The sequence below is a fragment of the Streptomyces ardesiacus genome (assembly GCF_003112575.1).
Lineage (GTDB): Bacteria > Actinomycetota > Actinomycetes > Streptomycetales > Streptomycetaceae > Streptomyces > Streptomyces ardesiacus.
Genome location: NZ_BEWC01000008.1, coordinates 14,016 through 39,626, shown reverse-complemented (window position 1 = coordinate 39,626; position 25,611 = coordinate 14,016). Strand labels below are relative to the sequence as shown.

At 74.0% G+C, this 25,611-nt stretch carries 27 protein-coding genes; 12 read left to right on the top strand and 15 right to left on the bottom strand.

What is annotated here, in order from left to right; translation table 11 throughout:
- The first annotated feature begins 82 nt into the window (after positions 1 to 82).
- The gene (locus Sdi02f_RS25235) at positions 83 to 592 is read left to right on the top strand and encodes a nuclear transport factor 2 family protein (protein WP_108934069.1); all 510 of its coding nucleotides are present in this window, start codon (positions 83 to 85) and stop codon (positions 590 to 592) included.
- On the opposite strand, the gene Sdi02f_RS25230 is transcribed toward Sdi02f_RS25235, so the two are convergent.
- The 3 genes from Sdi02f_RS25230 to fabG all read right to left on the bottom strand — a co-directional run bounded on the left by Sdi02f_RS25230 (position 552) and on the right by fabG (position 3,907).
- Entirely contained in the window at positions 552 to 2,138 is a 1,587-nt protein-coding gene (locus tag Sdi02f_RS25230; protein WP_167458254.1) for an ABC transporter substrate-binding protein, read from the bottom strand. The genes Sdi02f_RS25235 and Sdi02f_RS25230 overlap by 41 nt on opposite strands.
- Positions 2,139 to 2,346: 208 nt before the next feature.
- Positions 2,347 to 3,108, bottom strand: coding sequence for an SDR family oxidoreductase (locus Sdi02f_RS25225; protein ID WP_030401929.1), 762 nt, complete (start codon positions 3,106 to 3,108; stop codon positions 2,347 to 2,349).
- A gap of 37 nt (positions 3,109 to 3,145) precedes the next feature.
- Positions 3,146 to 3,907: a 3-oxoacyl-ACP reductase FabG gene (fabG, locus tag Sdi02f_RS25220; RefSeq protein ID WP_030401930.1), complete on the bottom strand. Its 762-nt coding sequence runs from the start codon at positions 3,905 to 3,907 to the stop codon at positions 3,146 to 3,148.
- A gap of 266 nt (positions 3,908 to 4,173) precedes the next feature.
- Here fabG and Sdi02f_RS25215 point away from each other — a divergent pair, with 266 nt between their 5' ends.
- Positions 4,174 to 5,007: a hypothetical protein gene (locus Sdi02f_RS25215; protein WP_108934067.1), complete on the top strand. Its 834-nt coding sequence runs from the start codon at positions 4,174 to 4,176 to the stop codon at positions 5,005 to 5,007.
- 44 nt (positions 5,008 to 5,051) lie between these two features.
- On the opposite strand, the gene Sdi02f_RS25210 is transcribed toward Sdi02f_RS25215, so the two are convergent.
- Together Sdi02f_RS25210 and Sdi02f_RS25205 are read right to left on the bottom strand one after the other, a co-directional pair.
- Complete coding sequence (locus Sdi02f_RS25210; protein ID WP_030401932.1) at positions 5,052 to 5,435, bottom strand: DUF3037 domain-containing protein; 384 nt, start codon at positions 5,433 to 5,435, stop codon at positions 5,052 to 5,054.
- Positions 5,432 to 6,196, bottom strand: coding sequence for a HipA family kinase (locus tag Sdi02f_RS25205; protein WP_108934066.1), 765 nt, complete (start codon positions 6,194 to 6,196; stop codon positions 5,432 to 5,434). Before Sdi02f_RS25205 ends, Sdi02f_RS25210 begins: the two co-directional genes overlap by 4 nt.
- Before the next feature lie 193 nt (positions 6,197 to 6,389).
- Here Sdi02f_RS25205 and Sdi02f_RS25200 point away from each other — a divergent pair, with 193 nt between their 5' ends.
- Entirely contained in the window at positions 6,390 to 6,887 is a 498-nt protein-coding gene (locus Sdi02f_RS25200; protein WP_031081965.1) for a Rieske (2Fe-2S) protein, read from the top strand.
- 134 nt (positions 6,888 to 7,021) lie between these two features.
- Here the strand turns inward: Sdi02f_RS25200 and Sdi02f_RS25195 are convergent, their stop codons facing one another.
- The gene (locus tag Sdi02f_RS25195; protein ID WP_030401935.1) at positions 7,022 to 7,933 is read right to left on the bottom strand and encodes a LysR family transcriptional regulator; all 912 of its coding nucleotides are present in this window, start codon (positions 7,931 to 7,933) and stop codon (positions 7,022 to 7,024) included.
- A gap of 74 nt (positions 7,934 to 8,007) precedes the next feature.
- Between Sdi02f_RS25195 and Sdi02f_RS25190 the strand changes: the two genes are divergently transcribed.
- Entirely contained in the window at positions 8,008 to 8,997 is a 990-nt protein-coding gene (locus Sdi02f_RS25190) for a DMT family transporter (RefSeq protein ID WP_174843395.1), read from the top strand.
- Positions 8,998 to 9,270: 273 nt separating this feature from the next.
- On the opposite strand, the gene Sdi02f_RS25185 is transcribed toward Sdi02f_RS25190, so the two are convergent.
- Positions 9,271 to 10,608: an aminotransferase class I/II-fold pyridoxal phosphate-dependent enzyme gene (locus Sdi02f_RS25185; RefSeq protein WP_031081967.1), complete on the bottom strand. Its 1,338-nt coding sequence runs from the start codon at positions 10,606 to 10,608 to the stop codon at positions 9,271 to 9,273.
- Between the two features lie 35 nt (positions 10,609 to 10,643).
- On the opposite strand from Sdi02f_RS25185, the gene Sdi02f_RS25180 reads away from it, so the two are divergent.
- On the top strand, positions 10,644 to 11,330 hold the full coding sequence (locus Sdi02f_RS25180) for a pyridoxamine 5'-phosphate oxidase family protein (protein ID WP_108934064.1): 687 nt from the start codon (positions 10,644 to 10,646) through the stop codon (positions 11,328 to 11,330).
- Positions 11,331 to 11,369: 39 nt separating this feature from the next.
- On the opposite strand, the gene Sdi02f_RS25175 is transcribed toward Sdi02f_RS25180, so the two are convergent.
- The 4 genes from Sdi02f_RS25175 to Sdi02f_RS25160 form a co-directional block, all read right to left on the bottom strand.
- Positions 11,370 to 12,329, bottom strand: a complete 960-nt coding sequence (locus Sdi02f_RS25175) for a DMT family transporter (RefSeq protein ID WP_030401939.1) — start codon at positions 12,327 to 12,329, stop codon at positions 11,370 to 11,372.
- Between the two features lie 190 nt (positions 12,330 to 12,519).
- Positions 12,520 to 13,524 (bottom strand): EamA family transporter, encoded by a 1,005-nt coding sequence (locus Sdi02f_RS25170; protein ID WP_108934063.1) that lies wholly within the window; start codon positions 13,522 to 13,524, stop codon positions 12,520 to 12,522.
- Between the two features lie 105 nt (positions 13,525 to 13,629).
- A complete protein-coding gene (locus Sdi02f_RS25165; RefSeq protein WP_031081972.1) occupies positions 13,630 to 14,169 on the bottom strand; it encodes a Clp protease N-terminal domain-containing protein in 540 nt (179 codons plus the stop codon).
- A gap of 296 nt (positions 14,170 to 14,465) precedes the next feature.
- Positions 14,466 to 15,119 carry a PadR family transcriptional regulator gene (locus tag Sdi02f_RS25160; protein WP_063788253.1) on the bottom strand — a complete coding sequence of 218 codons (654 nt, stop codon included), beginning with the start codon at positions 15,117 to 15,119 and terminating at the stop codon, positions 14,466 to 14,468.
- 141 nt (positions 15,120 to 15,260) lie between these two features.
- On the opposite strand from Sdi02f_RS25160, the gene Sdi02f_RS25155 reads away from it, so the two are divergent.
- Positions 15,261 to 16,058 (top strand): phosphotransferase, encoded by a 798-nt coding sequence (locus Sdi02f_RS25155; protein WP_108934062.1) that lies wholly within the window; start codon positions 15,261 to 15,263, stop codon positions 16,056 to 16,058.
- A gap of 25 nt (positions 16,059 to 16,083) precedes the next feature.
- Here the strand turns inward: Sdi02f_RS25155 and Sdi02f_RS25150 are convergent, their stop codons facing one another.
- Positions 16,084 to 16,797 (bottom strand): ABC transporter ATP-binding protein, encoded by a 714-nt coding sequence (locus Sdi02f_RS25150; protein ID WP_031081976.1) that lies wholly within the window; start codon positions 16,795 to 16,797, stop codon positions 16,084 to 16,086.
- Entirely contained in the window at positions 16,794 to 17,885 is a 1,092-nt protein-coding gene (locus tag Sdi02f_RS25145) for an ABC transporter permease (protein ID WP_030401945.1), read from the bottom strand. Before Sdi02f_RS25145 ends, Sdi02f_RS25150 begins: the two co-directional genes overlap by 4 nt.
- Before the next feature lie 173 nt (positions 17,886 to 18,058).
- Here Sdi02f_RS25145 and Sdi02f_RS25140 point away from each other — a divergent pair, with 173 nt between their 5' ends.
- From Sdi02f_RS25140 to Sdi02f_RS25130, 3 genes are all read left to right on the top strand, one after another.
- Complete coding sequence (locus tag Sdi02f_RS25140) at positions 18,059 to 19,279, top strand: sensor histidine kinase (protein WP_108934061.1); 1,221 nt, start codon at positions 18,059 to 18,061, stop codon at positions 19,277 to 19,279.
- Positions 19,276 to 19,911, top strand: a complete 636-nt coding sequence (locus Sdi02f_RS25135) for a response regulator (protein WP_031081979.1) — start codon at positions 19,276 to 19,278, stop codon at positions 19,909 to 19,911. The genes Sdi02f_RS25140 and Sdi02f_RS25135 overlap by 4 nt, the downstream gene beginning before the upstream one ends.
- 95 nt (positions 19,912 to 20,006) lie before the next feature.
- Positions 20,007 to 20,816 (top strand): PhzF family phenazine biosynthesis protein, encoded by an 810-nt coding sequence (locus Sdi02f_RS25130; RefSeq protein ID WP_030401948.1) that lies wholly within the window; start codon positions 20,007 to 20,009, stop codon positions 20,814 to 20,816.
- Between the two features lie 25 nt (positions 20,817 to 20,841).
- On the opposite strand, the gene Sdi02f_RS25125 is transcribed toward Sdi02f_RS25130, so the two are convergent.
- Positions 20,842 to 21,669, bottom strand: a complete 828-nt coding sequence (locus tag Sdi02f_RS25125; protein WP_030401949.1) for a CPBP family intramembrane glutamic endopeptidase — start codon at positions 21,667 to 21,669, stop codon at positions 20,842 to 20,844.
- A 105-nt stretch (positions 21,670 to 21,774) separates the two neighbouring features.
- Positions 21,775 to 23,304, bottom strand: a complete 1,530-nt coding sequence (locus Sdi02f_RS25120) for a glutamate-cysteine ligase family protein (protein ID WP_030401950.1) — start codon at positions 23,302 to 23,304, stop codon at positions 21,775 to 21,777.
- 552 nt (positions 23,305 to 23,856) lie between these two features.
- Between Sdi02f_RS25120 and Sdi02f_RS25115 the strand changes: the two genes are divergently transcribed.
- The 3 genes from Sdi02f_RS25115 (at position 23,857) to Sdi02f_RS25105 (ending at position 25,599) form a co-directional block, all read left to right on the top strand.
- Positions 23,857 to 24,441 (top strand): hypothetical protein, encoded by a 585-nt coding sequence (locus Sdi02f_RS25115; protein WP_030401951.1) that lies wholly within the window; start codon positions 23,857 to 23,859, stop codon positions 24,439 to 24,441.
- 281 nt (positions 24,442 to 24,722) lie between these two features.
- Positions 24,723 to 24,926, top strand: a complete 204-nt coding sequence (locus tag Sdi02f_RS25110) for a DUF5999 family protein (protein ID WP_030401952.1) — start codon at positions 24,723 to 24,725, stop codon at positions 24,924 to 24,926.
- Between the two features lie 253 nt (positions 24,927 to 25,179).
- Positions 25,180 to 25,599 carry a TOBE domain-containing protein gene (locus tag Sdi02f_RS25105; protein ID WP_030401953.1) on the top strand — a complete coding sequence of 140 codons (420 nt, stop codon included), beginning with the start codon at positions 25,180 to 25,182 and terminating at the stop codon, positions 25,597 to 25,599.
- Positions 25,600 to 25,611: the final 12 nt, after the last annotated feature.

Sequence of the window (25,611 nt, the reverse complement as noted above, 5' to 3'; positions counted from 1 at the left end):
GGCGACCACTGACAACGGGGACCGCCGGCCCGTGCCCCTAAAAGCTTTGTGCCGCGACCGGGCGCGACGGTAGGAAGGGGAGATGACCGGTGAAGCGATGAGCCCGACGGACCTCCTGCTGGCGGAACGCGCCTGCGAACGCCTGATCGTCGACCTCGTGCGCCGTCTCGACCTCGGCGACCCCGGGACGGCGGCCGACCTGTTCACGGCCGACGGCATCTGGCAGTGGCCCCACGGGGACCGTCGCGTCGAGGGCCGGGAGGCCCTGCGCACGTACTTCGGCTCCCGGCCGGCCGACCGGTTGTCGCGTCGCGTGATGTCGAACGTCCTCGTCACCGTGGACTCCGCGACGACGGCGACCGCGACCTCGTACCTGGCGACCTACCGGGTCGACGGGTACGCCGACGGTCTGGTTCCGCCGCGCCCGCCCGCCAACGTCGGCCACTACGAGGACGCGTTCCGGAAGGTCGACGGCGAGTGGCTCTTCGCCGCGCGGACCCTGTTCCTCGCCTTCGGCGGCGCCACGGAGCGCCTGTCCGCCCCGGTGCCGTCTACCAGCTCGTCTTCCGGCGGAACTGCCACATCATCATGATCGTCGACGGGTCCAGGGCCTGCTCCGCCCCCGAGATGTCCGTGCTCGCGGCGACGTACTGCTTGCCCTGCCACAGCGGCAGCAGCCGCGCGTCGTCCACCATGATCTGCTGCGCCCGCTCGAAGTCCCGCTCCACGTTGGCGCGGTCGCTCTCCCGGCGTGAGCGCGGCAGCAGTTCACCGGTGATCTCGGGGGTGAGGTAGGGCGTGCCGAGCGCGTTCTGCTTGCCGACGAAGGGGGCGATGAAGTTCTCGGCGTCCGGGAAGTCCGGGGACCAGCCGCGGCCGAACACCGGGTACTCGCCCTTCTGGTAGCCGGCGACGTACGTCTTCCAGGGGCGGCTCTCGAGGGTGACCTCGAACAGGCCCGAGGTGTCGAGCTGCCGCTTGAGCTCCTTGAACTCCTTGGCGGTCTCGGAGCCGTAGCGGTCGGTGGTGTACCAGAGGGTGAGCGGGACCGGGTCCGTGATGCCGGCGTCCTCGAGCAGCTCCCGGGCCTTGGCGACGCTGGGGTCGCCGTAGTCGTCGAAGAAGCCCGTGGTGTGGCCGGTGAGGCCCTTGGGGACCATCGAGTACAGCGGGTCGACGGTGTCCTGGTAGATCCGGTGCGCGATCGCCACCCGGTCGACGACCTGGGCGACCGCCTGGCGCACTTCCTTGCGTCCCGCCCACGGGTCCTCGGGGTTGAAGACGAGGTAGCTGATCTCCGTACCGCTTCCCTCGACCAGTTGGAGGTTGTTCTCCTTGCCCTCCTTGCCCTGGAGCGTGATGACGTCGTCGGCGGCCAGCCCGCGGTAGGTCACCTGGATGCCGCCGTCGCGCAGCGCCTCCACCATGCCGGCGGAGTCCTTGAAGTAGCGGATGGTCACCGCCTTGTTGTGCCGTTCGGCGAAGCCCTTGTACCGGTCGTTGCGCACGAGTTCGGCCCGCTCGCCGTCCTTGTACGACTGGAGGGTGTACGGCCCCGAGCCCACGACGCCGCTGCCTTCGCGCAGGGCGTCGGCGGGGTAGTGGCCGGGGTCGACGATCGACATGGCGGGCGTGGCGAGCACGAACGGGAAGGTGGCGTCGGGCTTGTTGAGGTGGAAGACCACCTCGCGCTCGCTCGGCGCCTGCACCCGTTCCAGACTGCCGAGGAGACCGGCCGGGCCGCCGTTGACGTTGATGTCCTTGATGCGGTCGATCGAGTACTTGACGGCCTGGGCGTCGAGGGCGTGGCCGTTGGAGAAGGTCAGGCCCTCGCGCAGCTCGCAGCGGTACACCTGGTTGGTGCTGTCGGTGAACGCACACTGCTCGGCGGCGTCGGGCTGGGGCGCGGTGGCCCCGTTGGGGTAGCTGAGCAGCGTCTGGTAGATGTTCCGGAACAGCTCCCAGGAGCCGTCCCACGAAGCGGCCGGGTCCAGCGTGCTGGGGGCGCTGGTCGTCCCCACGACGATCGGCTTCTCGTCCTTGGAGCTGTCGGACGACAGGATGCCGCATCCGGTCACCAGCGACGATATGGACACGATGGCCGCGACCCGCCGCAGGCCCCGCTTCCGGTTGAACACGCGCACGCTCCTCGATCCGCCGTACCAAGGTCGGCAGACCATACCGCAGCGCCACGCCCCCTGAACCCCCTTCTGAACAGGGGTTTTGATCATTCGAGGATGACTACGTTGTCATCGTGCACCGGGTCCCGATACCCGGACACGGGCGCCGTTCTCGTCGACGGCGCCCGTGTCCGGGATCGGTCCCGAGGGGTCCTCGGGGGCGAGATCAGGCCACGCCCGCGTTGAGGAAGATGCCGCCGTCGACGACGAGCGTCTGACCGGTGACCCAGGCGGACTGCTCCGAGGTGAGGAAGTCCGCGGCGCCGCCGATGTCGGACGGCACGCCGAGCCGGCCCAGCGGGTAGCCCGAGGCGGCCTCCTCCTCGCGGCCCTCGTACAGGGCGGCGGCGAACTTGGTCTTCACGACCGCCGGGGCGATGGCGTTGACCCGCACCTTGGGTGCGAACTCGTGCGCCAGCTGCGCGGTGAGGTTGATCAGCGCCGCCTTGCTCACGCCGTACGCGGCGATGAAGGGCGAGGGCGAAAGGCCCGCGACCGAGGCGATGTTGACGATCGCGCCGCCGTTGTCCTTCTGCCAGGCGTGCCAGGTGCGCTGCGCGAAGCCGAGCGCCGAGATCACGTTGGTCTCGAAGACCTTGCGCGCGACGTTCAGGTCGAGGTCTGCGATCGGGCCGAACACCGGATTGGTACCGGCGTTGTTGACCAGGAAGTCGACGCGCCCGAAGGCCTCCATCACGCGCTCGACGGCGACGGCCTGGTGGGCCTCGTCGTGCGCCTTCCCGGCGACGCCGATGACCCGGTCGGCGCCGAGCCGGTCGACGGCCTCCTTCAGCGCGTCCTCGTTGCGGCCGGTGATGCACACCCGGTCGCCGCGTGCGACCAGCGCCTCGGCGACGCCGTAGCCGATGCCGCGGCTGGCGCCCGTGACGAGCGCGACCTTGCCGGAGAGTGCGGGCAGTTCAGTCATGTCAGTGTTCCCCAACCGTTCCTGGTCTCCGTGTCGCCTAGTCGAGCGGCCCGCCGGCCACGTAGAGCACCTGGCCGGAGACGAAGCCGGCGGCCTCGCCGGTGAAGAAGGCGATGGCGTTGGCGATGTCGTCGGGCTCGCCGACGCGCGCGACCGGGATCTGGGTGGCGGCGGCGGCCTTGAAGTCCTCGAAGCCCATGCCGACGCGGTCGGCCGTGGCCTTGGTCATCTCGGTGGCGATGAAGCCGGGGGCGACGGCGTTGGCGGTGACGCCGAACTTGCCCAGCTCCTTGGCCAGGGTCTTGGTGAAGCCCTGCAGACCGGCCTTGGCGGCCGAGTAGTTGACCTGGCCGCGGTTGCCGAGCGCCGAGGAGGAGGACAGGTTGACGATGCGGCCGAACTTGGCGTCCACCATGTGCTTCTGGCAGGCCTTGGACATCAGGAAGGCGCCGCGCAGGTGCACGTTCATGACGGTGTCCCAGTCGGAGACGCTCATCTTGAACAGCAGGTTGTCGCGCAGCACGCCCGCGTTGTTGACGAGGATCGTCGGCGCGCCCAGCTCCTCGGCGATCCGCGCGACGGCCGCCTCGACCTGGGCCTCGTCGGAGACGTCGCAGCCGACCGCGATCGCCTTGCCGCCGGCCGCGGTGATCTTCTCCACGGTGTCCTTGCAGGCGGCCTCGTCGAGGTCGATGACGGCGACGGCGCGGCCCTCGGCGGCCAGTCGTACGGCGGTGGCGGCACCGATGCCGCGCGCGGCTCCGGTGACGACGGCGACCCGCTGCTCAGTGGTGGACATTCGCTGCTTCTCCTCGTCCTGGGGATGCGGCCCGTGCGGAGCGTACGCCCGTGGGTGAGCGACCGCTTAGTACCTTCCGCAGACGTGACGCTAGAAGCCCCGGCACCCGGTGTCAACGGGACACCGGGCCGGTGTGATCCATTACCCGCCCCTTCCGGCCCGCCGCCCCGGCCCGGTCGCCCGATCGGCTCAGCGCTGCGGGCCGCCGGGCCGCCTGGCCCCTAGCGTCGAAGCGCGAGCCACTCGTGGCCGGAAAGGAGGCGTCCATGCGCCGTCGTACCGGTGCAGCAGGCATAGCCGTCGCGATCGCCGCGATCGTGCCGCTGGCCGACCCCGCACCCGCCCGGGACCTCGACCCGGGGCTGGAACAGGATTGCCGGAGCTTCACCTACCAGGAAGCGGTCCCGATCGGGCTGACCGGGGATCCGGGCCGCCCGGACGCCCTCTGCCCGGACGCCCCGCACGAAGACCCGTCCGGCGCCGCCCCCCTGGGCGAGGGCCGGTCCGAGGACGGCCGACTCGACGGGGGCCGCCACGACGACGGCCGACTCGACGACAGCCGACTCGACGGGGGCCGCCACGACGGAGGCGGGCTCGACGGAGGCGGGCTCGGCAACGAATGGCTGGGCGAGGATGTGTCCGACGGCGGCGGGCCGGGCCAGGTCCGGCCGGACGGTCTCGCCCCCGGCCGGATCGACGAGGGCCGGCACGACGACGGCCGCCACGACCAGGACCGGCCCGACCAGGACCGGCCCGAGACGTCGCACTCCTCCGGCCTGGGCTCCTTCGACCAGGGCGGGATCCGCGAGGTCGGGGAGGGCGGCGACGGCGCGGGCGGCGGCGCGGCGCACGCGCGCGAGGAGCGGGAACCGACGATCTCCGCGACCTCCCTGCCGCGTCCGGCCACCCCGGCCCCGGCCGTCACCGCACCGGCGCCCGTGGCCTCCCCCGCCGTGACGCCCACGCTCGGCACCCAGGGCGGCCTGGGCGGCGCCTCGGGCACCGGACCCAGCGACTGGGACATCGCCATCGGCCTGAGCTTCGTGACCGGGGCGGCGCTCGCGACGGGCTTCGTGATCCGCCGTCGCCGCCGCACCTGAGGCGGTGGCACTCGGTCAGCGCGCCGTCCGGCCGTCCGGCGGGCCTACCGCACCAGCAGGTCCAGGAGCCGTTCCGTCTCGGCGGCCGGGTCGGTGGTGAGGCCGGTGTGGACGGGGCCGGGCTGGACGACGGTCGAACGGGGCGCGATGAGCCAGCGGAACCGGCGGCCGGGGTCGTCCTCGGCCGCCTGGCCCGCCGCGTCCCCGCCGGCGCACACCCCCTCCACGGCACGCAGCGCCGCACGCACCCCGGCCAGGTCCGCCCGTGGGTCCAGGGCGAGCAGCCTGCCCTCGTCGAGGTGGGTGCGGGCACCGACGTAGGACTTGGCCCGGCAGTAGACGAGGACGCCGGCGTTGACACACTCGCCGCGCTCGATCCGGGGTACGACGCGCAGCAGCGCGTACTCGAAGACGTGGCGGTCGTTCACCCCTCCCCCTTGCTCCACTCGATGCGTTCGTGGATCGTGGCGGCCCGCGCGAGCAGGGGCGCCGCGTAGGCCCTGCGGAGGTCGTCGGGCGTGGCGAAGCCGGGCTCGTCCCGCAGCCAGACGTCCGGGATCTCGGATGTGACCTCGGCGAGGAGTTCCCCGGTGACCAGGGGCGCGAGCGCGGCGGCGGCCGAGCGGACGTCCGGCGCGAAGCGGGCGAGTGCGTGGTCGGCGGCGGCGTAGGGGCGGGCGGCGGAGGCCTCGGCGCCGGGCCAGTTGTGGTGCCAGATCATGGTGGCGCCGTGGTCGATGAGCCACGTCTCGCCGTGCAGGCGCAGCAGGTTGGGGTTGCGCCAGGAGCGGTCGACGTTGTTGACCAGCGCGTCGAACCAGACGATCCGTCCGGCCTCCTCGGCGCTCACCTCGAAGGCGAGCGGGTCGAACCCCAGCGCGCCGGAGAGGAAGTCCATGCCGAGGTTGGTGCCGCCGCTGGACTTGAGCAACTCCTGGACCTGCTGGTCGGGTTCGCCGAGGCCGAGCACCGGGTCGAGGTCGACGGTCACCAGCCGCGGCACCCTGAAGCCCAGTCGGCGGGCGAGCTCGCCGCAGACCACCTCGGCGACGAGGGTCTTGCGGCCCTGTCCCGCGCCGGTGAACTTCAGGACGTAGGTCCCGAGGTCGTCGCCCTCGACGAGGCCCGGCAGCGAGCCGCCCTCACGCAACGGCGTGATGTAGCGGGTGGCGATGACTTCCTTGAGCATCGCCCCAGGTTACCGGCGTGGCACGCGTGCCGGGCGCCTGGCCGGTGGACGGCCGACAGCGAATCGACAGCCGTGTCTTACGCCCGCCCGACCGCCGGCCCGACAGCATCTCGGCACGGTCTGAACAGCACGTGTCACGGGGCCGTACCTCTCTGCAGACCACCACGCCTCCCCCCGGAAGGGAACTTCCAGCATGACCAGCGCACCGTTTCATCCCGCAGCGGGACCGGCCCGGCGCACCGTCGTGGCGGCGGCCGGAGCGGCGGGGCTCACCGCCGTGCTGGCCGCCTGCTCGGACGCGGACGACGACGCCTCGGGCGACACCGGCACCACGCCCTCCGGCTCCGCCTCACAGGAGGCGGGAAGCGGCGGTTCGGGCGGCGGCGAGAACGCCGGGGCGGGGCCGGCGCTCGCGGCGACCGCCGACATCCCCGAGGGCGGCGGAAAGGTCTTCCCCGACCAGAAGGTGGTGGTCACCCAGCCCGCGGCGGGCGAGTTCAAGGCGTTCTCGGCCACCTGCACCCACCAGGGCTGCGCGGTGAAGAGCGTGGCCGACGGGGTCATCAACTGCCCCTGCCACAACAGCAACTTCTCGATCACCGACGGCAGTGTGCAGAGCGGCCCCGCGACCAAGCCGCTGCCCGCCGTGCGGCTCACGGTCAGCGGGGACTCGATCCGGCTGGCCGGATGACCATGACGGGGCGCCCGGGCGCCGGATCACGCTGAGCCCCGGCGGGCCGTGGGTGTCCCTCCGGCGGTCGTCGCCGCCACCCGAACCGGCACCGGCACCGGCACCGGCACCGGCACCGGCCGGGAGCGTCCGGTTCACCCGGCCCGGTCCACCTCCGTGGCCGTCGCCCGCAGGGCGTCCACCGCCGCCCGGATCGACGGGCGGCGGTCGGCGTCGGCGCGCCAGACGACGTACACGTGCCGGCGCACCCGCTGCTTGAGCGGCACGGTGACGACCTCGGCCGGCATCGGGTGACGGCCGAGCAGCGGGGCGATGCACACGCCGAGCCCCGCGGCCACCAGCCCGAGCTGGGTGTGGGTCTCGGCGGCGCGGTGGCCGACGATCGGCTCGATGCCCTTCGAGCGCAGCGTGAACATCAGCCACTCGTGGCAGAACTCGCCCTCGCCCCAGGTGATCCACTCGTCCTCGGCGAACTCGGCGAGGTCCACCTCGTCCCGGCCCGCGAGCCGGTGTCCGGCCGGCAGGGCGACGTCGGCGGGGTCGTCGAGGAGGGGCGCCTTGACCAGGCCGTCGGGCAGTGGGATCGGCTTGTTGTACCAGTCGAGCACGACCGCCAGGTCCAGGTCGCCGCGCACCACTCCGCTGATCCCGCGCTCCGGTTCCAGTTCCGAGGAGCGGACGCGCAGCGCGGGGTGCTCGGCACGCAGGGCGGCCAGTGCGGCGGGGAAGAGTCCGCGGGCCGCGGTGGGGAACGCCGACAGCCTCAGTTCGCCGGCCACCTGGCCGCGCTGCGCCTCCAGGTCGGCCTGGGCCAGCTCGACCTGGGACAGGATGCGGGCCGCGTGTTCGGCGAGCAGCCGGCCGGCGTCCGTGAGGCGGACGCCGCGCCCGTTCTTGGCGAGGAGCCGCTGTCCGGCTTCGCGCTCCAGCTTGGCCATCTGCTGGGAGACGGCCGACGTGGTGATGTGCAGGCCGGCGGCGGCACCGCTGACCGAGCCGTGCCGGGCGAGGGCGTCGAGGGTCCGCAGGCGCTCCAGGTTCAACATGTAAGCGATGCTACGAGATACCCGGTGCGAAATCTCGATTGTGCTACGAGGAAGGGTGCCGCATCGTTGCGGTCATGAGCAGCGTCCCGTCCTCCTCCGGCTCCGTTCCCTCCGCACCCCGCCGCGTCTTCGACTGGCGGCTGCGCTTCGCGGTCCTCTCCCTCGTGTGGGGTTTCAGCTTCCTCTTCATGAAGGTGGGCACCGAGAGTTTCGCCCCGTTCCAGGTGACGCTCGGACGGCTCGCCTTCGGTACGGCGGTGGTCGCGGCGGCGATGGCGGTGAAGCGGGAACGGCTTCCGCGCGGGGCGTGGACGTGGCTGCACCTGACGGTCGCCGGGTTCCTCCTCAACGCGCTGCCGTTCTCCCTGTTCGCCTTCTCGGAGCTGACCATCCCGTCGTCGCTCGCCGGCATCTGCAACGCGACCTCGCCGCTGTGGGGCATGGCCCTGTCGCTGGTCGCGCTGTCCGAGGACCGGCCCACGCGGCGCCGGGTGGCCGGACTCGGCATCGGCTTCCTCGGCGTCCTGACGGTGCTGGGCGTCTGGCAGGGCTTCCACGGCCTCGACGTCACGGGCACCGCGCTGGCCCTGCTGGCCTCGCTCAGCTATCCGGTCGGCTGGATCTACGTCCGCCGCACCCTGGCCGGCTCGCGCCACTCCCACCTCTCGCTGACCGGCGCCCAGTTGGGCCTGGCCACACTGCAACTGGCCGTCGTGACCCCGGTCTTCACCTCGGTCCCGGCCGTCTTCCCGGTGCTGCCGCTGCTGGCGGTGGCGGCCCTGGGCGTGGTCGGCACCGGGCTCGCCTTCCTGATTCAGTACGACCTGGTCGCCGAGGTCGGTCCGACGACGGCCCAGATGGTCACCTACTTCACCCCGGTCATCGCCACGGCGGCGGGCGTCGCGCTCCTCGGCGAGTCGCTGTCCTGGTCGACGCCGGTGGGCGCCGCAATCGTCCTCGCCGGGGCGGCCCTGACCCAGTCCCGGCCCAGGACCGACCGGGGCGGCACCGCCCCCGCAGCGAGTCCCCGGGCGGCGGGGGTGCGGGAGAGGGCGCGCGCCTGAGGAGGACCAGGGGCCAGGGCCGCTCCGCACCCCGCGACGGCTCACGGGCGGGGGCCGCCCCGGCCGAAGCGCCCTCGGGCGCCGGCGCGAGAAGCCGTGAACCGCCCGGTTCCGTCGGCCCGCGCCGGGCAGCCGCACACCCGGCGTCGCGTTCCACGGCTCCGCCGCGCCCGCCGCCCCGGCGCGCCACGCCGCGGAACCGCGCGGCCCGGGCGGCGGGGCCGCCGGCACCGTTACGGCAAGGACCGCGGCCCGGGGGTGAACCGGGGCCGCTCAGACATGGCTCCGCGGCGGCCCCGTCCCCGGGCCCACCGCCGCCGCGACCGCCGCCGCCAGCGGCACGCACTCGTCCTCCCCGAGCGCCGAGACGGTGATCCTGATGCCGGGCGGGCTGCCCAGCCGGAAGCGGGCTCCGGGGGCCACGGCCCAGCCGGCGTGCAGGAGCCGGGCGACGGCGCCGGTCTCGTCCGGCACCGGGATCCACACGTTCAGGCCGCTGCGCCCGTGCCCGGCGACCCCGTGCTCCGCGAGGGCACCGATGAGCGCGTCCCGGCGCCGCCCGTACACCCCCGCCACCGCGCGGGCCTCCACCGTGCCGTCCGCCCACAGCCGGGTCACGGCCCGCTGGGCGATGCGGCTGACCCAGCCGGGGCCGAGCCGCTGCCGTCCCCGCACCCGGTCGAGCGTGACGGGGTCGCCGGTGAGCACGGCGAGCCGCAGGTCGGGGCCGCATGCCTTGGCGGCGGAACGGACGAAGGCCCACTGCCGGGTCGTACCGGCGAGGGGGTGCAGCGGGAGGTCGACGATGCCGTGGCCGTGGTCGTCCTCGATGAGCAGGGTCCCGGGGTGCTCGCGCAGCACGGACCGCAGGGCACGCGCGCGTGCCGCGCCCACCGCCGCACCCGTCGGGTTCTGCGCGCGGTCCGTGACGACCAGGGCGCGGGCCCCGGCCGCGAGGACCCGGCGCACGTCCTCGGGCAGCGGCCCCTGGTCGTCGACCCGGACGGCGACCGTGCGCAGGCCGAGGGCGGGCACCAGGTCGAGGAGGCTGCCCCAGCCCGGATCCTCGACGGCGACGGCGTCCCCGGGCTTGAGATGGGCGGCGAGGACCCGCTCCATCGCGTCCAGCGAGCCGGACGTCACCGCCACGGGCCCGTCCGGCACTCCGTCGGCGTCCAGTCCGGCGCGGGCGACGCGGGCCAGTTCCGGATCGACGGGCGCCTGCCCGTACAGCACCGGTTCGCGGTCGCCCTGCTCCGCCGCCGCGGCGAACACCGGACCCAGGGCGGGCAGCAGGGCCGGGTCCGGGTTGCCGTCGGACAGGTCGCGCACCCCCTCGGGCACCTCGACGCGGATGAACTCCCGCCCGGTGGTGGCCGGCCTCGCTCGCACCCGGCTGCCCCGCCGCCCGGCCGTCTCGATGACGCCCCGTTCGCGCAGGGTGCGGTAGGCGGCGGCGACGGTGTTCGGGTTCACCCCCAGCTGCTGCGCCAACTCCCGCATCGGCGGCAGCGGTTGCCCCGGTTCCAGTTCTCCCGAGCCCACCGCGCGCTCGACGCTCGCGGAAATCTCCGCTGCGCCCCGTCCCGTGATCCGATACTCTCCTAGCACAAAGAAGATTATGCACTAGTGCAATGGAGAACGCCATGCAGGGGACCGCGGGGACGCCGCCGCAGCCGACCGACACCTACCCGCCCACGAACCGCACGGTCCCCACCCGCGCCCCCGACCGGGCCGCGTACGACAGGGAGCTGGTGCACGCGATACTCGACGAGGGGTACGTCTGCCATCTCGGCTTCGTCCGCGACGGCGCCCCGGTGGTCCTCCCGACGCTGTACGGCCGGGTCGGCGAGCGGCTCTACGTGCACGGTTCGACCGGTTCGCGCCCGCTGCGGATGACCGGCGCGGCCGACCCGGGGCTGCCGGTGTGCCTGACGGTGACGCACGTGGACGCCCTGGTGCTGGCCCGCTCGGCCTTCCACCACTCCATCAACTACCGCTCGGTGGTGGTGCACGGCACGGCGTACGAGGTGACGGACCCCGAGGAGCGGCGCACGGCCCTGGACGCCCTGGTCGACCACGTCGTCCCGGGCCGCTCCCGCGATTCCCGGCCGGCGAACAAGAAGGAGCTGGCCGCCACCGCCGTGATCCGCCTCGACCTGGACGAGGTCTCCGCCAAGCTCCGCACCGGCGGGGTCAACGACGAACCGGAGGATCTCGCCCTCCCGCACTGGGCCGGCCTGGTCCCGCTGCGCAAGGGGTACGAGGCCCCGGTCGCCGACCCCGGCCTGGCCCCCGGCACCGCGCTGCCCGACTACCTGGCGGCCCGCTGACCCCGCCCCACGACGGCGGGCCCGCACCGGGCCCCGCCGTCAGGCCGGCGCCGGCCGGGTCCGCGCCTCCCTGCTCCCGCGCGCCGCCCGGGTCTCCGCCACCGCGAGCCCGGCGACCGATCCGAGCATCAGCAGCGTGCCGGCCAGGGTCGCCGCCGTGAGGTGTTCGCCGAGCAGCAGGACGGCGAACACCGCCGCGCTGACCGGCTCGAGGAGCATGATCACCGAGACGGTCGCGGACCGCACGACGGCCGCCCCGGCGAAGTAGAGCCCGTAGGCGAGGGCGGTCGGCACGGCGGCGATGTACACGAGGAGGCACAGGAGCCGGACCGGTTCGCCGGTGTGCGGCACCAGGCCCTCGGCCAGGGCGAGCGGCAGCAGGCACAGGCTCGTGACGGCGAACGCCCCGGCGGACGTACTGGCGGCGTCCGCCCCGCCGTCCCTCCCCCACCAGCGGGTGAGCAGCGTCATCACCGAGTACCCGACGGCGGACAGCAGGGCGAGGAGGACGCCCGGCAGGCGGACGGTCGTGCTCGTGCCGCCGAGCACGAGCACCGCCAGCCCGGCGAGCGCGCCCCCGACGGCCGCGACGCCGCCCGGCCCGAGGCGCTCGCCGAGGGCGAGACGCGCGCCGAGCGCGATCAGGACGGGTCCGGCGCCGAGGGTGACGACCGTGGCCACGGCGAGTCCGGTGGACTGTACGGCGGCGAAGTAGGCGGTCTGGAACACCGCGAGCCCGATACCGGTGACGCCGGCCCGCAGCGCCTTGCGCCCGGCGGGCTCGGCAGCGGACGGGCGCACCCGCGGGCGCAGCGGGCGGGCGGCGAGGAGCAGCACGAGCCCCATCGCGCAGCGCCAGAACGACAGGGCGACGGGGCCCATGTCGCCGGCGCGGTAGACCAGCGAGGCGGCGGCACCGGCGGTGCCCCAGGCGACACCGGCGACGATCAGACACAGGAGGCCACGCCCGACGGGCAGGCCGGAGACGGCATTCGACACGAGTTCTCTCCGCAGACGCGCACGGGGCGCGGACGTTCGAGGCGTCCCGGAACGGACGCCCGGGGCGCGGGGACTCTCGTCTGCGGGCAGCACCGTCCGGCCCGGCGACGGCTCGCCGGGCTTGTCACAGGGCCCGCCTCAGGCGGCCGGAGGCGGGAGGACGCGTGCGTCGGAATGCATGAGCCGCACCCTAGGTCGACGTTCCGCGGCTCGACAACTCCCTTTCGGGTCCCCCGCCGGCCACCGGGGCCGCCGAGCCCTTCGCCGGCGTCGACGACTGGGCGATGAGGGCGCCTGCCAGCACCACGACGCCGCCGACGATCTGCGGGGCGGAGAGGTGCTCCCCCAGCAGCACCCAGGCCAGGACGGTCGCGATGACCGCTTCGAGGCAGGCCACCACCCCGGCGACCTGGGGCGACAGCCGGCGCACGGCGACGATGCCGGTGACGTAGGCGAGCACGGTCGCCACGAGCACGATCCAGGCCAGCAGCAGGGTGGCGGCGACGGGCGTGCCGTCCATGCGGGCGGTGCCGCCGAGGACGGACCAGTCCATCGACCAGGGCCGGGCGACGAGGGTGAGCACCGCGGCCCCGACGAGCAGGCCGTAGGCGATGACCCCGAGCGGGTCGGGTGCCTCCTCACCGGCGTCGCTGCCCTGGTCGGACAGGACGAAGTAGCCGACCTGGCAGCAGGCGGCGCCGAGCGCGAGCAGCAGTCCGAGGGCGTCGAAGCCGAGCCCCGACCAGACCTCGACCACGCAGGCGAGCCCGCCGACCGCGAGCACGACGCCGAACGCGGCGGCCCGCGTGACCGGCCGCCGCTGCACGAACCGCACCCAGCCGAGGACGAGGGCCGGGGCCAGGTACTCGACGAGCAGCGCGACGCCCACGGGAATGCGGGAGATGGCGGCGAAGTAGCAGGCCTGCACACCGGCCACGGCGAGCAGGCCGTACCCGGCGACCAGGGCGGGGCGGCGGCGCAGCAGGGCGCGGTGGCGCACGGCGAGCGGCAGCATCACCAGGGCCGCCCCGGCCACCCGCAGCCAGACCACGTGGAGCGGGTCGAGTCCGGCCTCGATCAGCGGTTTGGCCGCCACCCCGGAGCCGCCGAAGGCGACGGCGGAGGCGAGTGCCAGACCGAGCCCGGTGCCCTTGCCGCGGTTGCCGCGGGCGCTGTCAGACGTATGCACCGGCACATGATGACAGGGGACGACATGACCGTCACCCCTGATGACACCTGTCTCACCGAATGGACGGGCCGGCACGGTGCCCGCCGGGACGCGAGCGGGACGCGGGAAGGGTCAGGGGGCCGACTCGAAGTGGCCCTCCACCCGCGCCAGCACGGTGTGCGGCTCGACGGCGGCGCGGGCCAGCACCTCGACGGCGCGCGTCCGCGGGTCGGCGACCAGGGCGGCGAGCAGGTCCACGCCACCGGCGCGGGCCGCCCCGCGCCGTTCGGCACGTGCGCAGGCGTCCTCCATGGCCGCCGCGGCCGGCGGGGAGAACCCGGCGACGCCGGTCACCACCGGCACGGCGCCGGAGTCCTCGACGGTGCCCTGCCAGCGCAGGCCGTAGCCGATGCTGCGCTGCACCAGGTAGCCGAGGACGCGGGCGACGCGCGGGCCGTCGGCGAGGAGCGCACGGGCCTCGGCGTCGCACTCCAGCAGCGAGTGCAGCAGGTGGGCGGTGTCGATCTGCCGGTCCCCGTCCCGCACGGCTCTGCGGCGGGCGCCCGAGACCGCCGAGGCCAGTTCCGCGCTGAACCGGTCGTCGAGGTCGGTGCCGTCCGGCCACCGACCGCCTTGCTCACCGGCCGACTGCCGGGGGATACGGGGTTGCACGCCTTCCAGCTCATCAGTCCCTCGGGACCCGGTCATCCCCGGCGGGAAGCATTTCGCCGTCCCACGGGGAGTGGACCCGGCCGGACGGAATCTCCTCCTTACGGATGAGATCAGAGCGTTTCGGCCCGTCACGGCCACGCTCCGCCCCCACCCGCGCACGCGCGGGCCGGTCGTCGGCGCGCGGGTCGTGGTCGGCACCGCGACGACGGCCGTGCCCCACGGATCCACTCCGCGGGGCACGGCCGCCCGCACCGGTCTTTGGTGCTCCTCACCGGTTCTCGCCCGCGAGGACGCCGTCAGTCCTCGTCGGCGAGGATCAGGTACAGCTTCTTGCGGGCTTCGCCGATGACGGCGAGTGCCTTCTCGCGCTGCTCCTTGCTGCCGGTCTTCCAGACCTGGCCGAAGGCCTCCATCAGACCGAAGCCGGCCTGGCGGATGTCGTTGAGAGCCTCCCAGTCGACGCCGCGCGAGGCCTCCTCCCAGGGCGCCTCCGGACCCTCCTCGGCCGCGGTGCGGCCCGCCTCGGTGAGCGCGAAGAGCTTCTTGCCGCCCTCGCTCTCGCTGGCGATCAGCCCCTCGTCCTCCAGGAGCTGGAGGGTGGGGTACACCGAACCGGGGCTGGGCTTCCACGCCCCGCCGCTGCGCTCGGCGATCTCCTGGATCATCTCGTAGCCGTGCATCGGCCGGTCCTTCAGGAGGGCCAGGATCGACGCCCGTACGTCGCCTCGCCGTGCCCTCCCCCTGGGCCCGCCGCGCCCTCGGCCGCCCCAGGGGCCGCCGTGGCCGAAGCCCGGCCCGAAGGGACCGCCGGGGCCACCGGGGCCCCCCGGCCCGAAGGGGCCGAACGCCGCACGCCGGCCCTCGAAGGCACCCCGGCCGAAGGGACCGCAGGGGCCGCCCTCTCCGCGTCCGTGCCCACCGTGTCCACGCTCGTATCCGTGGTCGCGCATCGCCATCACTCCATTCAGTCGTTGATCTGTCGCGATGCCTCAACGATATATCGGAAGCTATCGCGCGACAAGCCCCCGCCGTTCATCGGATCCGTCCCGGCCCAGCCCGGGCGGCGCCGCACCGGCGCTAACGTGATCCCCATGGCGGAAGACGAGGCACTGGCCGGTGGCATGGCGAACGCGGGGGCGGTCTTCCGCCGAGGTGGAGTGGTGGACCGGCCGGCACCGCGCCACGCGCGCGCCCTCCACGCGCATCTCCTGGCGCTCGAGGAACGCGGCTTCGACGCGGCGCCGGTCCCGGTCGGTCTCACCGCGGACGCCCGTGAACAGCTCACGTTCATCCCCGGTGACGTGGCCCTGCCACCGTTCCCGGACTGGTCGATGACGAGTTCCGCCCTCGCCTCGGTGGGAAGCCTGCTGCGGCGTCTGCACGAGAGCAGCGCGGCCGTCGCGTTCGACAGCGGCGCCCCGTGGCCCACGGACCTCGCCGACCCGGAGGGAGGAACGCTCGTGTGCCACAACGACGTGTGCCCGGACAACGTCGTCTTCCGCGACGGCCGTGCCGCGGCCCTGATCGATTTCGACTGGGCGGCCCCGGGCCGCGCCCTGTGGGACGTCGCCATGACCGCCCGCTACTGGGTGCCCATGCTCGATCCCGAGTCCGCGGCCTCCCTCTACCCGAACGGGCTGGACGCGGCCCCGCGGCTGCGGATCCTCGCCGACGCCTACGGCCTCTCCGCGGAGGACCGCGCCGAGTTGCCCGACGTCGTGGAGCAGGCCACCGAGGTCTGCCGGGCATTCGTCGCCCGCCGTGTGGCCGGCAACGACCCCGTCTATCTCCGGGCGCTGGCCGAGCGCGGTGGATGGGAACGCTGGGACCGTATCCGGACCTGGCTGGCGGACCACCGCCCGACGTTCACGTCCGCCCTGCTGGACTGACCGGGCCGGAGGCTCGACGAGGGCCTCACGACGGCATCGCCCCGCACCCGCCCCGTCGGCGGACCGGCGCCGCCCCGTGCAGCCGGCCGTCGTGCACCTCGGCGATCCGGTCCACGGCCGTGAGGTGGGTGCGGTCGTGGGTGACCAGGACGGTGGCGCCGGCCCGCTGGTGGGTGAGGCGGGTGATCAGGGCGATGACGGCGGCGCCGCGTTCGTGGTCCAGGGCGCTGGTGGGTTCGTCGACCAGGAGGACGGTGGGGTCGTTCATCAGGGCGCGTGCCAGGGCGACGCGCTGGCGCTGGCCGCCGGAGAGCTGGTGGGGACGGCGGCCCGCCTGACCGGCCATACCGACCGCGTCCAGGAGATCCATCGCCCGGCCCCGCGCGGAGCGGGGCTTGCGTCCCGCAATCCGGGCCATGACCTGTACCTGTTCGACGGCGGTGAGGGACGGCAGCAGGTGCGGCTGCTGGAAGACGATGCCGATCCTGTCCCTGCGCAGCGCCGTCAGCTCCGCGCGGCTGAGACCGGTGGTGGCGACGCCGTCGACAGTGACGGTCCCGGCGTCGGGGGTGACGAGGGTGGCGGCGACGGCCAGCAGGCTGGACTTGCCGGAGCCGGAGGGGCCGACCACGGCGGTCAGGGTGCCCCTGGGGACCTCCAGGCTCACCCGGTCGAGCGCGGTCAGGCGGTCCTCGCCGTCGGCGTAGGTGAGGGTGACGTCGGTCAGGGTCAGGCTCATCGGGCGCTCCCCAGGGCGGTCAGCGGGTCGACGGAGGTGATCCGGCGGATGGACAGGGCGGCCCCGAGGACGCCGAGGACGACCATGACGGCGGCCGGGAGGAGGACGGTGACGGGAGTGAGCAGGAACGGCACGGCCGAGCCCGCGACGAGCGCGCCCAGGGCGGCGGCGAGGCCGGTGCCGATCAGGGTGCCGCCGGCCAGCAGGACGAGGGCCTGGCCGAGGGCGTCCTTGAGGAGGTGGGCGGTGGAGGCGCCGAGGGCCTTGAGGACGGCTACGTCACCGCTGCGCTGGATGGTCCACACGGTGAAGAAGGCACCGACGACGAGTGCGGAGATGGCGAACAGGAAGCCGCGCATGAGCTGCAGGGAGCCGTTCTCCGAGGTGTACGAGCCGATCGCGGACAGGGAGTCGCCGGTGGCGACCGTACGGGTGCCGGCCTGCTCGTCGAGGGCCGCCGGGTCGGCATCCGGGGTGGTGTCCAGGGCGACGACGGTCGCGGTGGGCCCGTCCGCGCCGTCGGCGGCGGGCGGCGCGGCCTTCCGCCACACGCCGAGGCTGGTCCAGACGACCGGGGTGTGACTGAAGAAGGCGTCCCCCGACACCGCCGCCACCCGCAGCCGCTGCCCGGCCAGGGCGAAGGAGTCGCCGGGCCGCACCCCGAGGTCGTCGGCGGCCGTCGTGGACAGCACCGCCGCGCCGTCGTCGATGCGTGCGCCGTCGGGAGCCAGCGGGGAGCCGGGCCGCACCCCGAAGGCGGAGACACCGCTGCTCCGGTCGCCCGCGGTGGCCTTGGTCGTGGTGATGCCCAGCGGTTCGGCCCACCGGACACCGGGGGCCGCGGCCCACTGCCGCCACTGCCGCTCGGTGACCGTGGAGTCGGCGTACGACAGGTCCCCGCCCGCCCGGGGCGCCTGGAAGGCGATCCGGTCGGCGGGCAGTCCCGTGATCGCGGAGGTGTTCTGCCGGCCGAGCCCCGCGGTCAGTCCGGACAGCAGCCCCACCAGCAGGGTGATCAGCACGATGACGGTCCCCATCAGGGCGAAGCGCCCCTTGGCGAACCTGAGGTCTCTCCAGGCGACGAACACGGTCCGGGCCCGTCCTTTCCAGCGGTGGAAGCGGTACGCCCCCACCGTCGCCGCCGGCCCCCCTCACGCGCGTCCGGCGCAGGACGGCACTTCGCGGGCCGGAAGGCGGCACGCGGCTTGTAACTTTCGACGGAGGCCGCCGGGCACCCGCCTTCCGTAGCCTGGAACGCACTGTGAACGCCTCCGCCCCTGCCCCCGCCCCGACCCCGACCACCCGGGCCCTGGCCTGGTGCCTGCACCTGCTGGTCGTCGGCCTGCTCGGCCTGGTCGCCGTCCGGGCCCTGACGGACGGCCGCTCCCACGCCGGACCGATCGCCGCCGTCGCGGTGGTGTGCGGCCTGGTGTACGCGGCGGGGCCCCTGCTGCCCCGCGTCCGTCTCGTCCGGCGGGCCGCCGCCTGGTGGCTGACCGCCGTGGGCGCCGTCTGGCTGGCGCTGCTGTGCCTGTCCCCCGAGGCGGTGTGGTTGGCCTTCCCGCTGTACTTCCTCCAGCTCCACCTGCTGCCGCGCCGCCCCGGCCTCGCCGCCGTGGCCGTCACCGCCGCCGCGGCCGTCGCCGGGTACGCCGCCCACACCGGCTCCTTCGGCCCGGCCATGGCGATCGGTCCCGCGCTCGGCGCCGCCGTCGCCGTCGCCGTGGTCCGGGGCTACCAGACGCTGTACCGCGAGAGCGAACGGCGCAGCCGGCTGATCGAGGAGCTCACGGCCACCCGCGCCGACCTCGCCCTGGCCCAGCACACGGCCGGTGTGCTCGCCGAGCGCGAGCGGCTGGCCCGCGAGATCCACGACACCCTCGCCCAGGGCCTGTCGAGCATCCAGTTGCTGCTGCGCGCCGCCGAACGCGCTCTGCCCGAGCGGCCGGACGCCGCGGCCGGCCACGTCGTGGCGGCGCGTCAGGCCGCCGTGGACAACCTCGCCGAGGCCCGCCGCTTCGTCGCCGCCCTGACTCCTCCCGCCCTGGAGGACACGACCCTGGCCGGTGCCCTGGAACGCCTGTGTGCCACGACCTCCGCCCGGCACCGGATCACCGCCCGCTTCCGCCTCACCGGCACTCCGGGCCCGCTGCCGACCGCCCACGAGGTGGCCCTGCTGCGCGTCGCCCAGTCGGCCCTCGCCAACACGGTCCGCCATGCCGGCGCCGGCACGGCCGAGATCACCCTCAGCCACCTCGGCGACCGGGTCGCCCTCGACGTCGTCGACGACGGCGCCGGCTTCGATCCGGCCGGGCTGCCCCCTGCCGACCCCGAGGCGGGCGGCTTCGGCCTGGCCGCCATGCGCGCCCGCCTGGACGCCCTCGGCGGCACCCTGGCCGTCGAGTCCGCCCCCGGCCACGGCACCGCCCTGGCCGCCCGGCTGCCCCTCGCCCCGTCCACCGAACCCGAGGCCCGCCCGTGACCGACACCCCCATCCGCCTGCTCCTGGCCGACGACCACCCCGTGGTGCGGGCCGGGCTGCGCGCCGTCCTGGAGACCGAGCCGGGCATCGAGGTGGCCGCCGAGGCCGCCACCGCCGAGGAGGCGGTCGCCCGCGCCGCGGTCGGCGACATCGACGTCGTGCTGATGGACCTGCAGTTCGGCGGGGGCATGAACGGCGCCGAGGCCACCGCCGCCATCGCCGCCCGCCCCGAGGCCCCGCGCGTGCTGATCGTCACGACGTACGACTCCGACGCCGACACCCTGCCCGCCATCGAGGCCGGCGCCACCGGCTACCTCCTCAAGGACGCCCCGCCCGAGGACCTGGCCGAGGCGGTGCGCACGGCCGCCGCCGGCCGCACCGCGCTCGCCCCCGCGGTCGCCGACCGGCTCATGAACCGGCTGCGCACTCCCGGCACCACCCTGACCCGTCGCGAGACCGAGGTCCTGGCCCTGGTGGCCGGCGGCCTGTCCAACCAGGCCGTCGGTCACCGCCTCCACCTCACCGAGGGCACCGTCAAGTCCCACCTCGCCCGCGTCTACGCCAAGCTCGGCGTCGACTCGCGCACCGCGGCCGTCGCCGCCGCGACCTCCCTCGGGCTGATCCGCCGCTGACCGGGGACGCGGGCGCCCCGGGCCGCCGCCGAAATCGGTCCAGTACCGCGCGATTGGCCTTGGTGCGCCGCTCCGCACGGCCCTAGCGTCGGTGCATGCGCATCCGAATCGTCGACGCCTTCACCGACCGGCCCTTCGCCGGCAACCCCGCCGGAGTCCTGCTCCTCGACGCCTTCCCCGACGACGACCGGCTCCAGCGGGTCGCCCTGGAGGTCAACCACTCCGAGACGGCGTTCGCCCACCGGCTGCCCCCGGGCGGCGAGGCCGACTGGGCGCTGCGCTGGTTCACGCCGGCCACCGAGGTGGCGATGTGCGGCCACGCGACCCTCGCCACGGCCCACGTCCTGCACAGCACCGGCGCCCACGAGGGGCCGGTGCGGTTCGCCACCCGCAGCGGCGTCCTGACCGCGACACCCCGCGAGGACGGCTCGGTCACCCTGGACTTCCCCACCGCGCCGCTCACCCCGGTCGAGGCCCCGGCGGGCGTCGCCGAGGCCCTGGGCGCCGAGCCGCTCACCGTCCTGGACACCGGGCCGAACATCCGGGACCTGCTGGTGGAGGTCGCCGACGAGGACACGGTCCGCGCCCTGGCACCGGATCTGAAGGCCCTGGCCTCCCACTCCGAGCGCGGTGTCATCGCCACCGCCCCCGCGCAGGACCCCTCCCGTGGCTACGACTACGTCTCCCGCTGCTTCTTCCCCAACGTCGGCATCGACGAGGACCCCGTCACCGGCAGCGCCCACACGGCGCTGGCGCCCTTCTGGTCCGAGCGTCTGGGCCGCCCGGACCTCACCGGGCTCCAGGCGTCCTCCCGCTCCGGTCTGGTGCGCACGGAGCTGCGCGGCGGGCGCACGCTGCTGAGCGGCCGGGCGGTGACGGTGATCGAGGGCGAGCTGCTGGCCTGACCGGTGCGGACGCGGGCCCCGGCGGTCATGCCGTCGGGAGCCAGCCCACCTTCCCCGCCAGCAGGCCGTAGCCGACGAAGGCTCCGATGTCGAGCAGCGAGTGCGCCACCACCAGCGGACCCACCCGCCCCCAGCGGCGGTAGAGGTGGACGAAGACGACGCCCATCACCATGTTCCCGACGAACCCGCCGATCCCCTGGTAGAGGTGGTACGACCCGCGCAGCACCGAACTGGCCGCCAGCGAGGCGCCCGCGCCCCAGCCGAGCTGGTCGAGCCGGCGCAGCAGGTAGCCGACGACGATGACCTCCTCCAGGACGGAGTTCTGCACCGCGGAGAGGATCAGGACGGGGTACTTCCACCACACCTCGGGCAAGGCCTCGGGCACCACGGTGAGGTTGAAGCCGAGGCCGCGGGCGGCGAGGTAGAAGGCGATGCCGGTGCTGCCGATGACGGCGGCGACGGCGGCCCCGCGTCCCAGGTCCGGCCACGGGCGGCTGCGGTCGAAGCCGAGGGTGCGCAGGCTGCGCCCCTCACGCAGCAGGAAGTGCGCGACGAGGGCGACCGGGACGAGTGCCGTGGTGATCCCGAAGAGCTGCCAGGCCAGGTCGAGCCAGGGACGGCCGGGCGCCGCGGAGGCGTTGAGCGTGGCCGCCTGGTCCTTGAGCCCGCCGGGCCGGGTGACCGAGCCGATGAAGCTGATGAGGGCGGACACGCCGCTCGCGCCGAGCGAGAGCGCGAGGACGAGCAGCGTCTCGTCCCGCAGGATCCGCCGCGGGAGCCGCCCCTCGTGCCAGGACCGCTCGTCGGGTCGCTTCTGAGGGATCGCGTCGTCCACCGGGCCCGCCTCCGCCATGCACACCTGCCTCCTGCTGGGACGTCACAGCTTGCCCGATCAGTATGGGGCGGCGCGCGGCGGGGGCGGGGCGGGCACGGCGGGTGGCGCGGGGCGCGGCGGCGGTCAGCTCACCGGCACCCGCTCCGCATCCGGCTCGGGCAGGCCCACCGGCCACAGGTGCACGGGGTCGCCCTCGCGCATCAGCTCGACGTAGCGGCGGGTCGTGGCGGCCAGCGCGGCCTCGCGGGACCGGCCCGCCTCCAGCGCCCGGTGGAACGTGGCGGCCTGCCAGGAGGCGCCGTTGACCCGGCGCCGGCACCGCTCGTCGATCACGCCGAGGTAGAAGTCGCGGTCGGCGGGCTCCACGCCCCACGCGTCGAGACCCGCCTCGGCGAGCGGCAGCAGTTCGTCGCGTACGAGGACGGCGGCGTCGACCTCGGTGGTGCCGCCGAGGCGGCCGCGCCGTGGCCACTCGAAGCGGGCGTCGATGCCGTGGCGGCAGGCGGCCTCGAAGTTGGCGGCGGCGGCCTCGAAGGGCAGCCGGGTCCACACCGGCCGGGGCTCGTCGGCGAGTGCGCGCACGACCCCGTAGTAGAAGGCGGCGTTGGCGATGACGTCCGTGACGGTGGGGCCCGCGGGCAGGACCCGGTTCTCCACGCGCAGGTGGGGGACGCCGTCGGCGATGTCGTAGACGGGGCGGTTCCAGCGGTAGACGGTGCCGTTGTGCAGGACGAGTTCGGAGAGCGAGGGCACCCCGCCCGCGTCGAGGACGTCCAGCGGGTCCTCGTCGTCGCAGATCGGCAGGAGCGCCGGGAAATAGCGCCGGTTCTCCTCGAAGAGGTCGTACGCCGAGGTCACCCACCGCTCCCCGAACCAGGTGCGCGGCCGCACGCCCTGGGCCTGGAGTTCGGGCGGGCGCGTGTCGGTGGACTGCTGGAACAGCGGGGGCCGCGACTCGCGCCACAGTTCGCGGCCGAAGAGGAAGGGCGCGTTGGCGCCGAGGGCGATCTGCGCGGCGGTGACGGCCTGCGCCGCGTTCCACACGTCGGCGAAACGGTCGGGGGTGACCTGGAGGTGCAGTTGCACGGAGGTGCAGGCGGCCTCGGGGGCGATGGACTTCGAGGTGCAGGTCAGGCGCTCGACGCCCTCGATGTCGAGGGTGAAGTCCTCCCCCCGGGCGGCCACGATCTGTTCGTTCAGCAGGGCGTAGCGGTCGACGGCGGAGAGGTTGGAAGAGACGAGGTCGTCCCGGTCCAGCGTCGGCAGAATACCGATCATCGCGATTCCCGCGTCCACCTCCCCGGCCTTGCGGTCCGCATATGCCAATGACGTACGGATCTCCTCCGCGAGCCGGTCGAATACCCGGTCCCCCAGGCGGTGGGGGGCTATGTTGACCTCCAGGTTGAACATGGCCAGTTCCGTCTGGAAGTCACGGCTCGCGATGCGTTCGAGGACTTGCGCATTCAACATTTTCGGCATCCCGTCTGCACCGACGAGATTCAATTCGATCTCCAGCCCCATCAGGTTCTTCGGGCGGTCGAACCGCTTCTCCGCCAGAAGTCGCTCCAGGCCCGTCAGGCACCGCTGGAGCTTCTCGCGGTAGCGCTGGCGATCGGACAGGTCGAACTGACCCGCCACGACCTTCTCCCCCATGGAAGAGTCCCTTCTCGGAGCGATGTGTGGAAGATCCGGCCGCCGCTGCCCGGCCGCCGGTCAGGTGGGATGATGCCCAGCCGAAGCGATCGATAACGTCCCCGCGCCGGCCCGGCAGCCGCTAGTCTGTGCCGATGTGACCGGTGGCACATTCACCGGGCATGGCAGTCGAGCAGTTTTCCCGGCCGGCAAGTCGTGAAAAACGCCGACGACAATAGGCCGACCGCTCGGTGAACATTCCCCGAGGTCATCGCCGTACACCTGGTCCGGAATCCGGAGGATTCCCGCATATCGACGGCCGAGTTCAACCTTGTACTGGTTACCGGAATCGGCTAGCCGAAACACAGTCTGAACACATGTCGTATAAACTCCGCGGACAGGCAGTGGACCGGCGCCCACGGTCGAAGGTTCCCGCCGTCGAGCTGACGCGCGGCAGACCTCTCCCCCTCTCGTTTCCAGGCCACGGCCCCTGCCTCTCCCAACCCTGTGAGCCGACAGCGTCGTCCGCCCCGCCCTCGCGCCACCGTGCCTTCGAATGAGAGGCGACCCACCATGCCCCTGCGTGTTTCCCAGGCCCCCGCGCCCGCCCTGCGCTCCGTCCTCACCGCCCTCTCCTCGCCCACCGCGGTCCGTGAGGCCCGGACCCCCGCCCTGCTCGGCGCCCAGGGCCCCGCCACACCGGAACTGCCGTTGCCCGTGCACGTCCTCGACCGGGTCGCGGCGGACGGCACGACGGCGACGCGGCTGACCGGGTGGCGGTTCCACATCCGGCGCGCGGACCTGGTGGTGGCGGCGGCGGAGACGCGGCTGACCGCCGACGGCTGGGCCTTCTCGCACTTCTTCGAGGGTCCCTACGTCACCTCGACCGAGCGCGCGCTGCGGCAGGCCGAGGCGCTGCCCCAGCCGTACCAGCCGCGCCTGCTGTCGGTGCCCGAGCTGTACATGCTCACGCTGTGGCTGCACGGCGACTGCGCCGCGGACCCCGCCGCCGGGCACCCCGCGGCCACCGACCTGCTGGTGCCGCTGGCGCCGGCCCCGCCGGGGATCGCGGCCCACCTGCCGCACCGGGTCGCCGAGCTGCTGCCGGTCCTCACGCACCGGATGAAGCCGACGCGGCTGCTGGGGTCTCCCGCCTGACCCGGCCCGTCGCCGCCGGCCCGCCACCCGCGCGGACTAGCCCCAATCGGCCATGCCGAACCATCCGAAGGGACAGTGCAGTTGGGCTGAACCGCCCGCGCGGGTGACGCGTCATGAACCTGTGAGAAGCGGTGCCGCGAAATACCTGCGGAACGACGCCCATGGGGCAACACTGGGTTCGGACCGACTCGAAACGGGGGGCGGACATGAACGAGGCTTCACGCCGCGGTACGGACAAGACAGCGAATTCACCCGTCATCACAGACCGAGAGACCCCATCCATGTGCCAGCACCAGCCACCGTGCCCGTCAGCCGTCTCCGCCGACCGGGAGTCCGCCCGTCTCGTGGCGCACCACCCGGAGCAGGGGTGGAGCCTGCTGTGCAACGGCGTCGTCCTCTTCGAGGACACCGGTGAGCTCCTGCCGGACGGTCAGGTCATCGCCCCGCACCGTCCCGTCGGCGCGGGTCTGACGACCGCCGCCTGAGCCCGGACCGGGGCGTGTGACACCCCACGCCCACCACCCCACGGGGCCGGCCCGCGGCCACGACCGCGCACCGGCCCTCACGCATGCCCGGGCAGGCTGCGCGGGAACGCGGGAAGTCACCACATGCGCCTGTCGACACGACCCGGCCTCCGGGCCACACGACCGCACCGCTCCCGGCGCCCTTCCCGGCGCACGCATCCACCTGGACCCTCGCATACCCGGCGCAACGCCTCGACCGGGCTACGGTGCCCCCATGAGCCTGTCCATCCGCAACCAGCTCCCCGGCACCGTCACTGCCGTCACCCCGGGCGAGGCCATGGCGACGGTCCGGGTCCGTCTCACCGGCGGCCAGGACGTCACCGCCGCGATCACCCGGGAGTCCGCCGACGACCTCGCCCTCTCCCCCGGCGCCGCCGTGCGTGCCCTGGTGAAGTCCACGGAGGTGGCCCTGGCCACCGGGCGCGTCGAGGGCCTGTCCATCCGCAACCGGCTGCCGGGCACGGTCACCGCCCTCACCACCGGCCCCGCGATGGCCGCCGTCACGGTCGCGGTCGAGGGTGCCGAGCTGACCGCCGCCGTCACCCGGCAGGCCGCCGACGACCTGGCGCTGTCCGTGGGTGTCCCTGTCGTCGCGCTGATCAAGTCGACGGAGGTGTCGCTCGCCACGGCGTGAGACGCCGAGAGG

Coding starts and splice junctions, on each gene's coding strand:
- Sdi02f_RS25235 (WP_108934069.1), top strand. CDS start 83: ATGACCGGTGAAGCGATGAGCCCGACGGACCTCCTGCTGGCGGAACGC.
- Sdi02f_RS25225 (WP_030401929.1), bottom strand. CDS start 3,108: ATGACTGAACTGCCCGCACTCTCCGGCAAGGTCGCGCTCGTCACGGGC.
- fabG (WP_030401930.1), bottom strand. CDS start 3,907: ATGTCCACCACTGAGCAGCGGGTCGCCGTCGTCACCGGAGCCGCGCGC.
- Sdi02f_RS25215 (WP_108934067.1), top strand. CDS start 4,174: ATGCGCCGTCGTACCGGTGCAGCAGGCATAGCCGTCGCGATCGCCGCG.
- Sdi02f_RS25205 (WP_108934066.1), bottom strand. CDS start 6,196: ATGCTCAAGGAAGTCATCGCCACCCGCTACATCACGCCGTTGCGTGAG.
- Sdi02f_RS25200 (WP_031081965.1), top strand. CDS start 6,390: ATGACCAGCGCACCGTTTCATCCCGCAGCGGGACCGGCCCGGCGCACC.
- Sdi02f_RS25195 (WP_030401935.1), bottom strand. CDS start 7,933: ATGTTGAACCTGGAGCGCCTGCGGACCCTCGACGCCCTCGCCCGGCAC.
- Sdi02f_RS25190 (WP_174843395.1), top strand. CDS start 8,008: ATGAGCAGCGTCCCGTCCTCCTCCGGCTCCGTTCCCTCCGCACCCCGC.
- Sdi02f_RS25180 (WP_108934064.1), top strand. CDS start 10,644: ATGCAGGGGACCGCGGGGACGCCGCCGCAGCCGACCGACACCTACCCG.
- Sdi02f_RS25160 (WP_063788253.1), bottom strand. CDS start 15,119: ATGCGCGACCACGGATACGAGCGTGGACACGGTGGGCACGGACGCGGA.
- Sdi02f_RS25155 (WP_108934062.1), top strand. CDS start 15,261: ATGGCGGAAGACGAGGCACTGGCCGGTGGCATGGCGAACGCGGGGGCG.
- Sdi02f_RS25150 (WP_031081976.1), bottom strand. CDS start 16,797: ATGAGCCTGACCCTGACCGACGTCACCCTCACCTACGCCGACGGCGAG.
- Sdi02f_RS25130 (WP_030401948.1), top strand. CDS start 20,007: ATGCGCATCCGAATCGTCGACGCCTTCACCGACCGGCCCTTCGCCGGC.
- Sdi02f_RS25125 (WP_030401949.1), bottom strand. CDS start 21,669: ATGGCGGAGGCGGGCCCGGTGGACGACGCGATCCCTCAGAAGCGACCC.
- Sdi02f_RS25120 (WP_030401950.1), bottom strand. CDS start 23,304: ATGGGGGAGAAGGTCGTGGCGGGTCAGTTCGACCTGTCCGATCGCCAG.
- Sdi02f_RS25115 (WP_030401951.1), top strand. CDS start 23,857: ATGCCCCTGCGTGTTTCCCAGGCCCCCGCGCCCGCCCTGCGCTCCGTC.
- Sdi02f_RS25110 (WP_030401952.1), top strand. CDS start 24,723: ATGTGCCAGCACCAGCCACCGTGCCCGTCAGCCGTCTCCGCCGACCGG.
- Sdi02f_RS25105 (WP_030401953.1), top strand. CDS start 25,180: ATGAGCCTGTCCATCCGCAACCAGCTCCCCGGCACCGTCACTGCCGTC.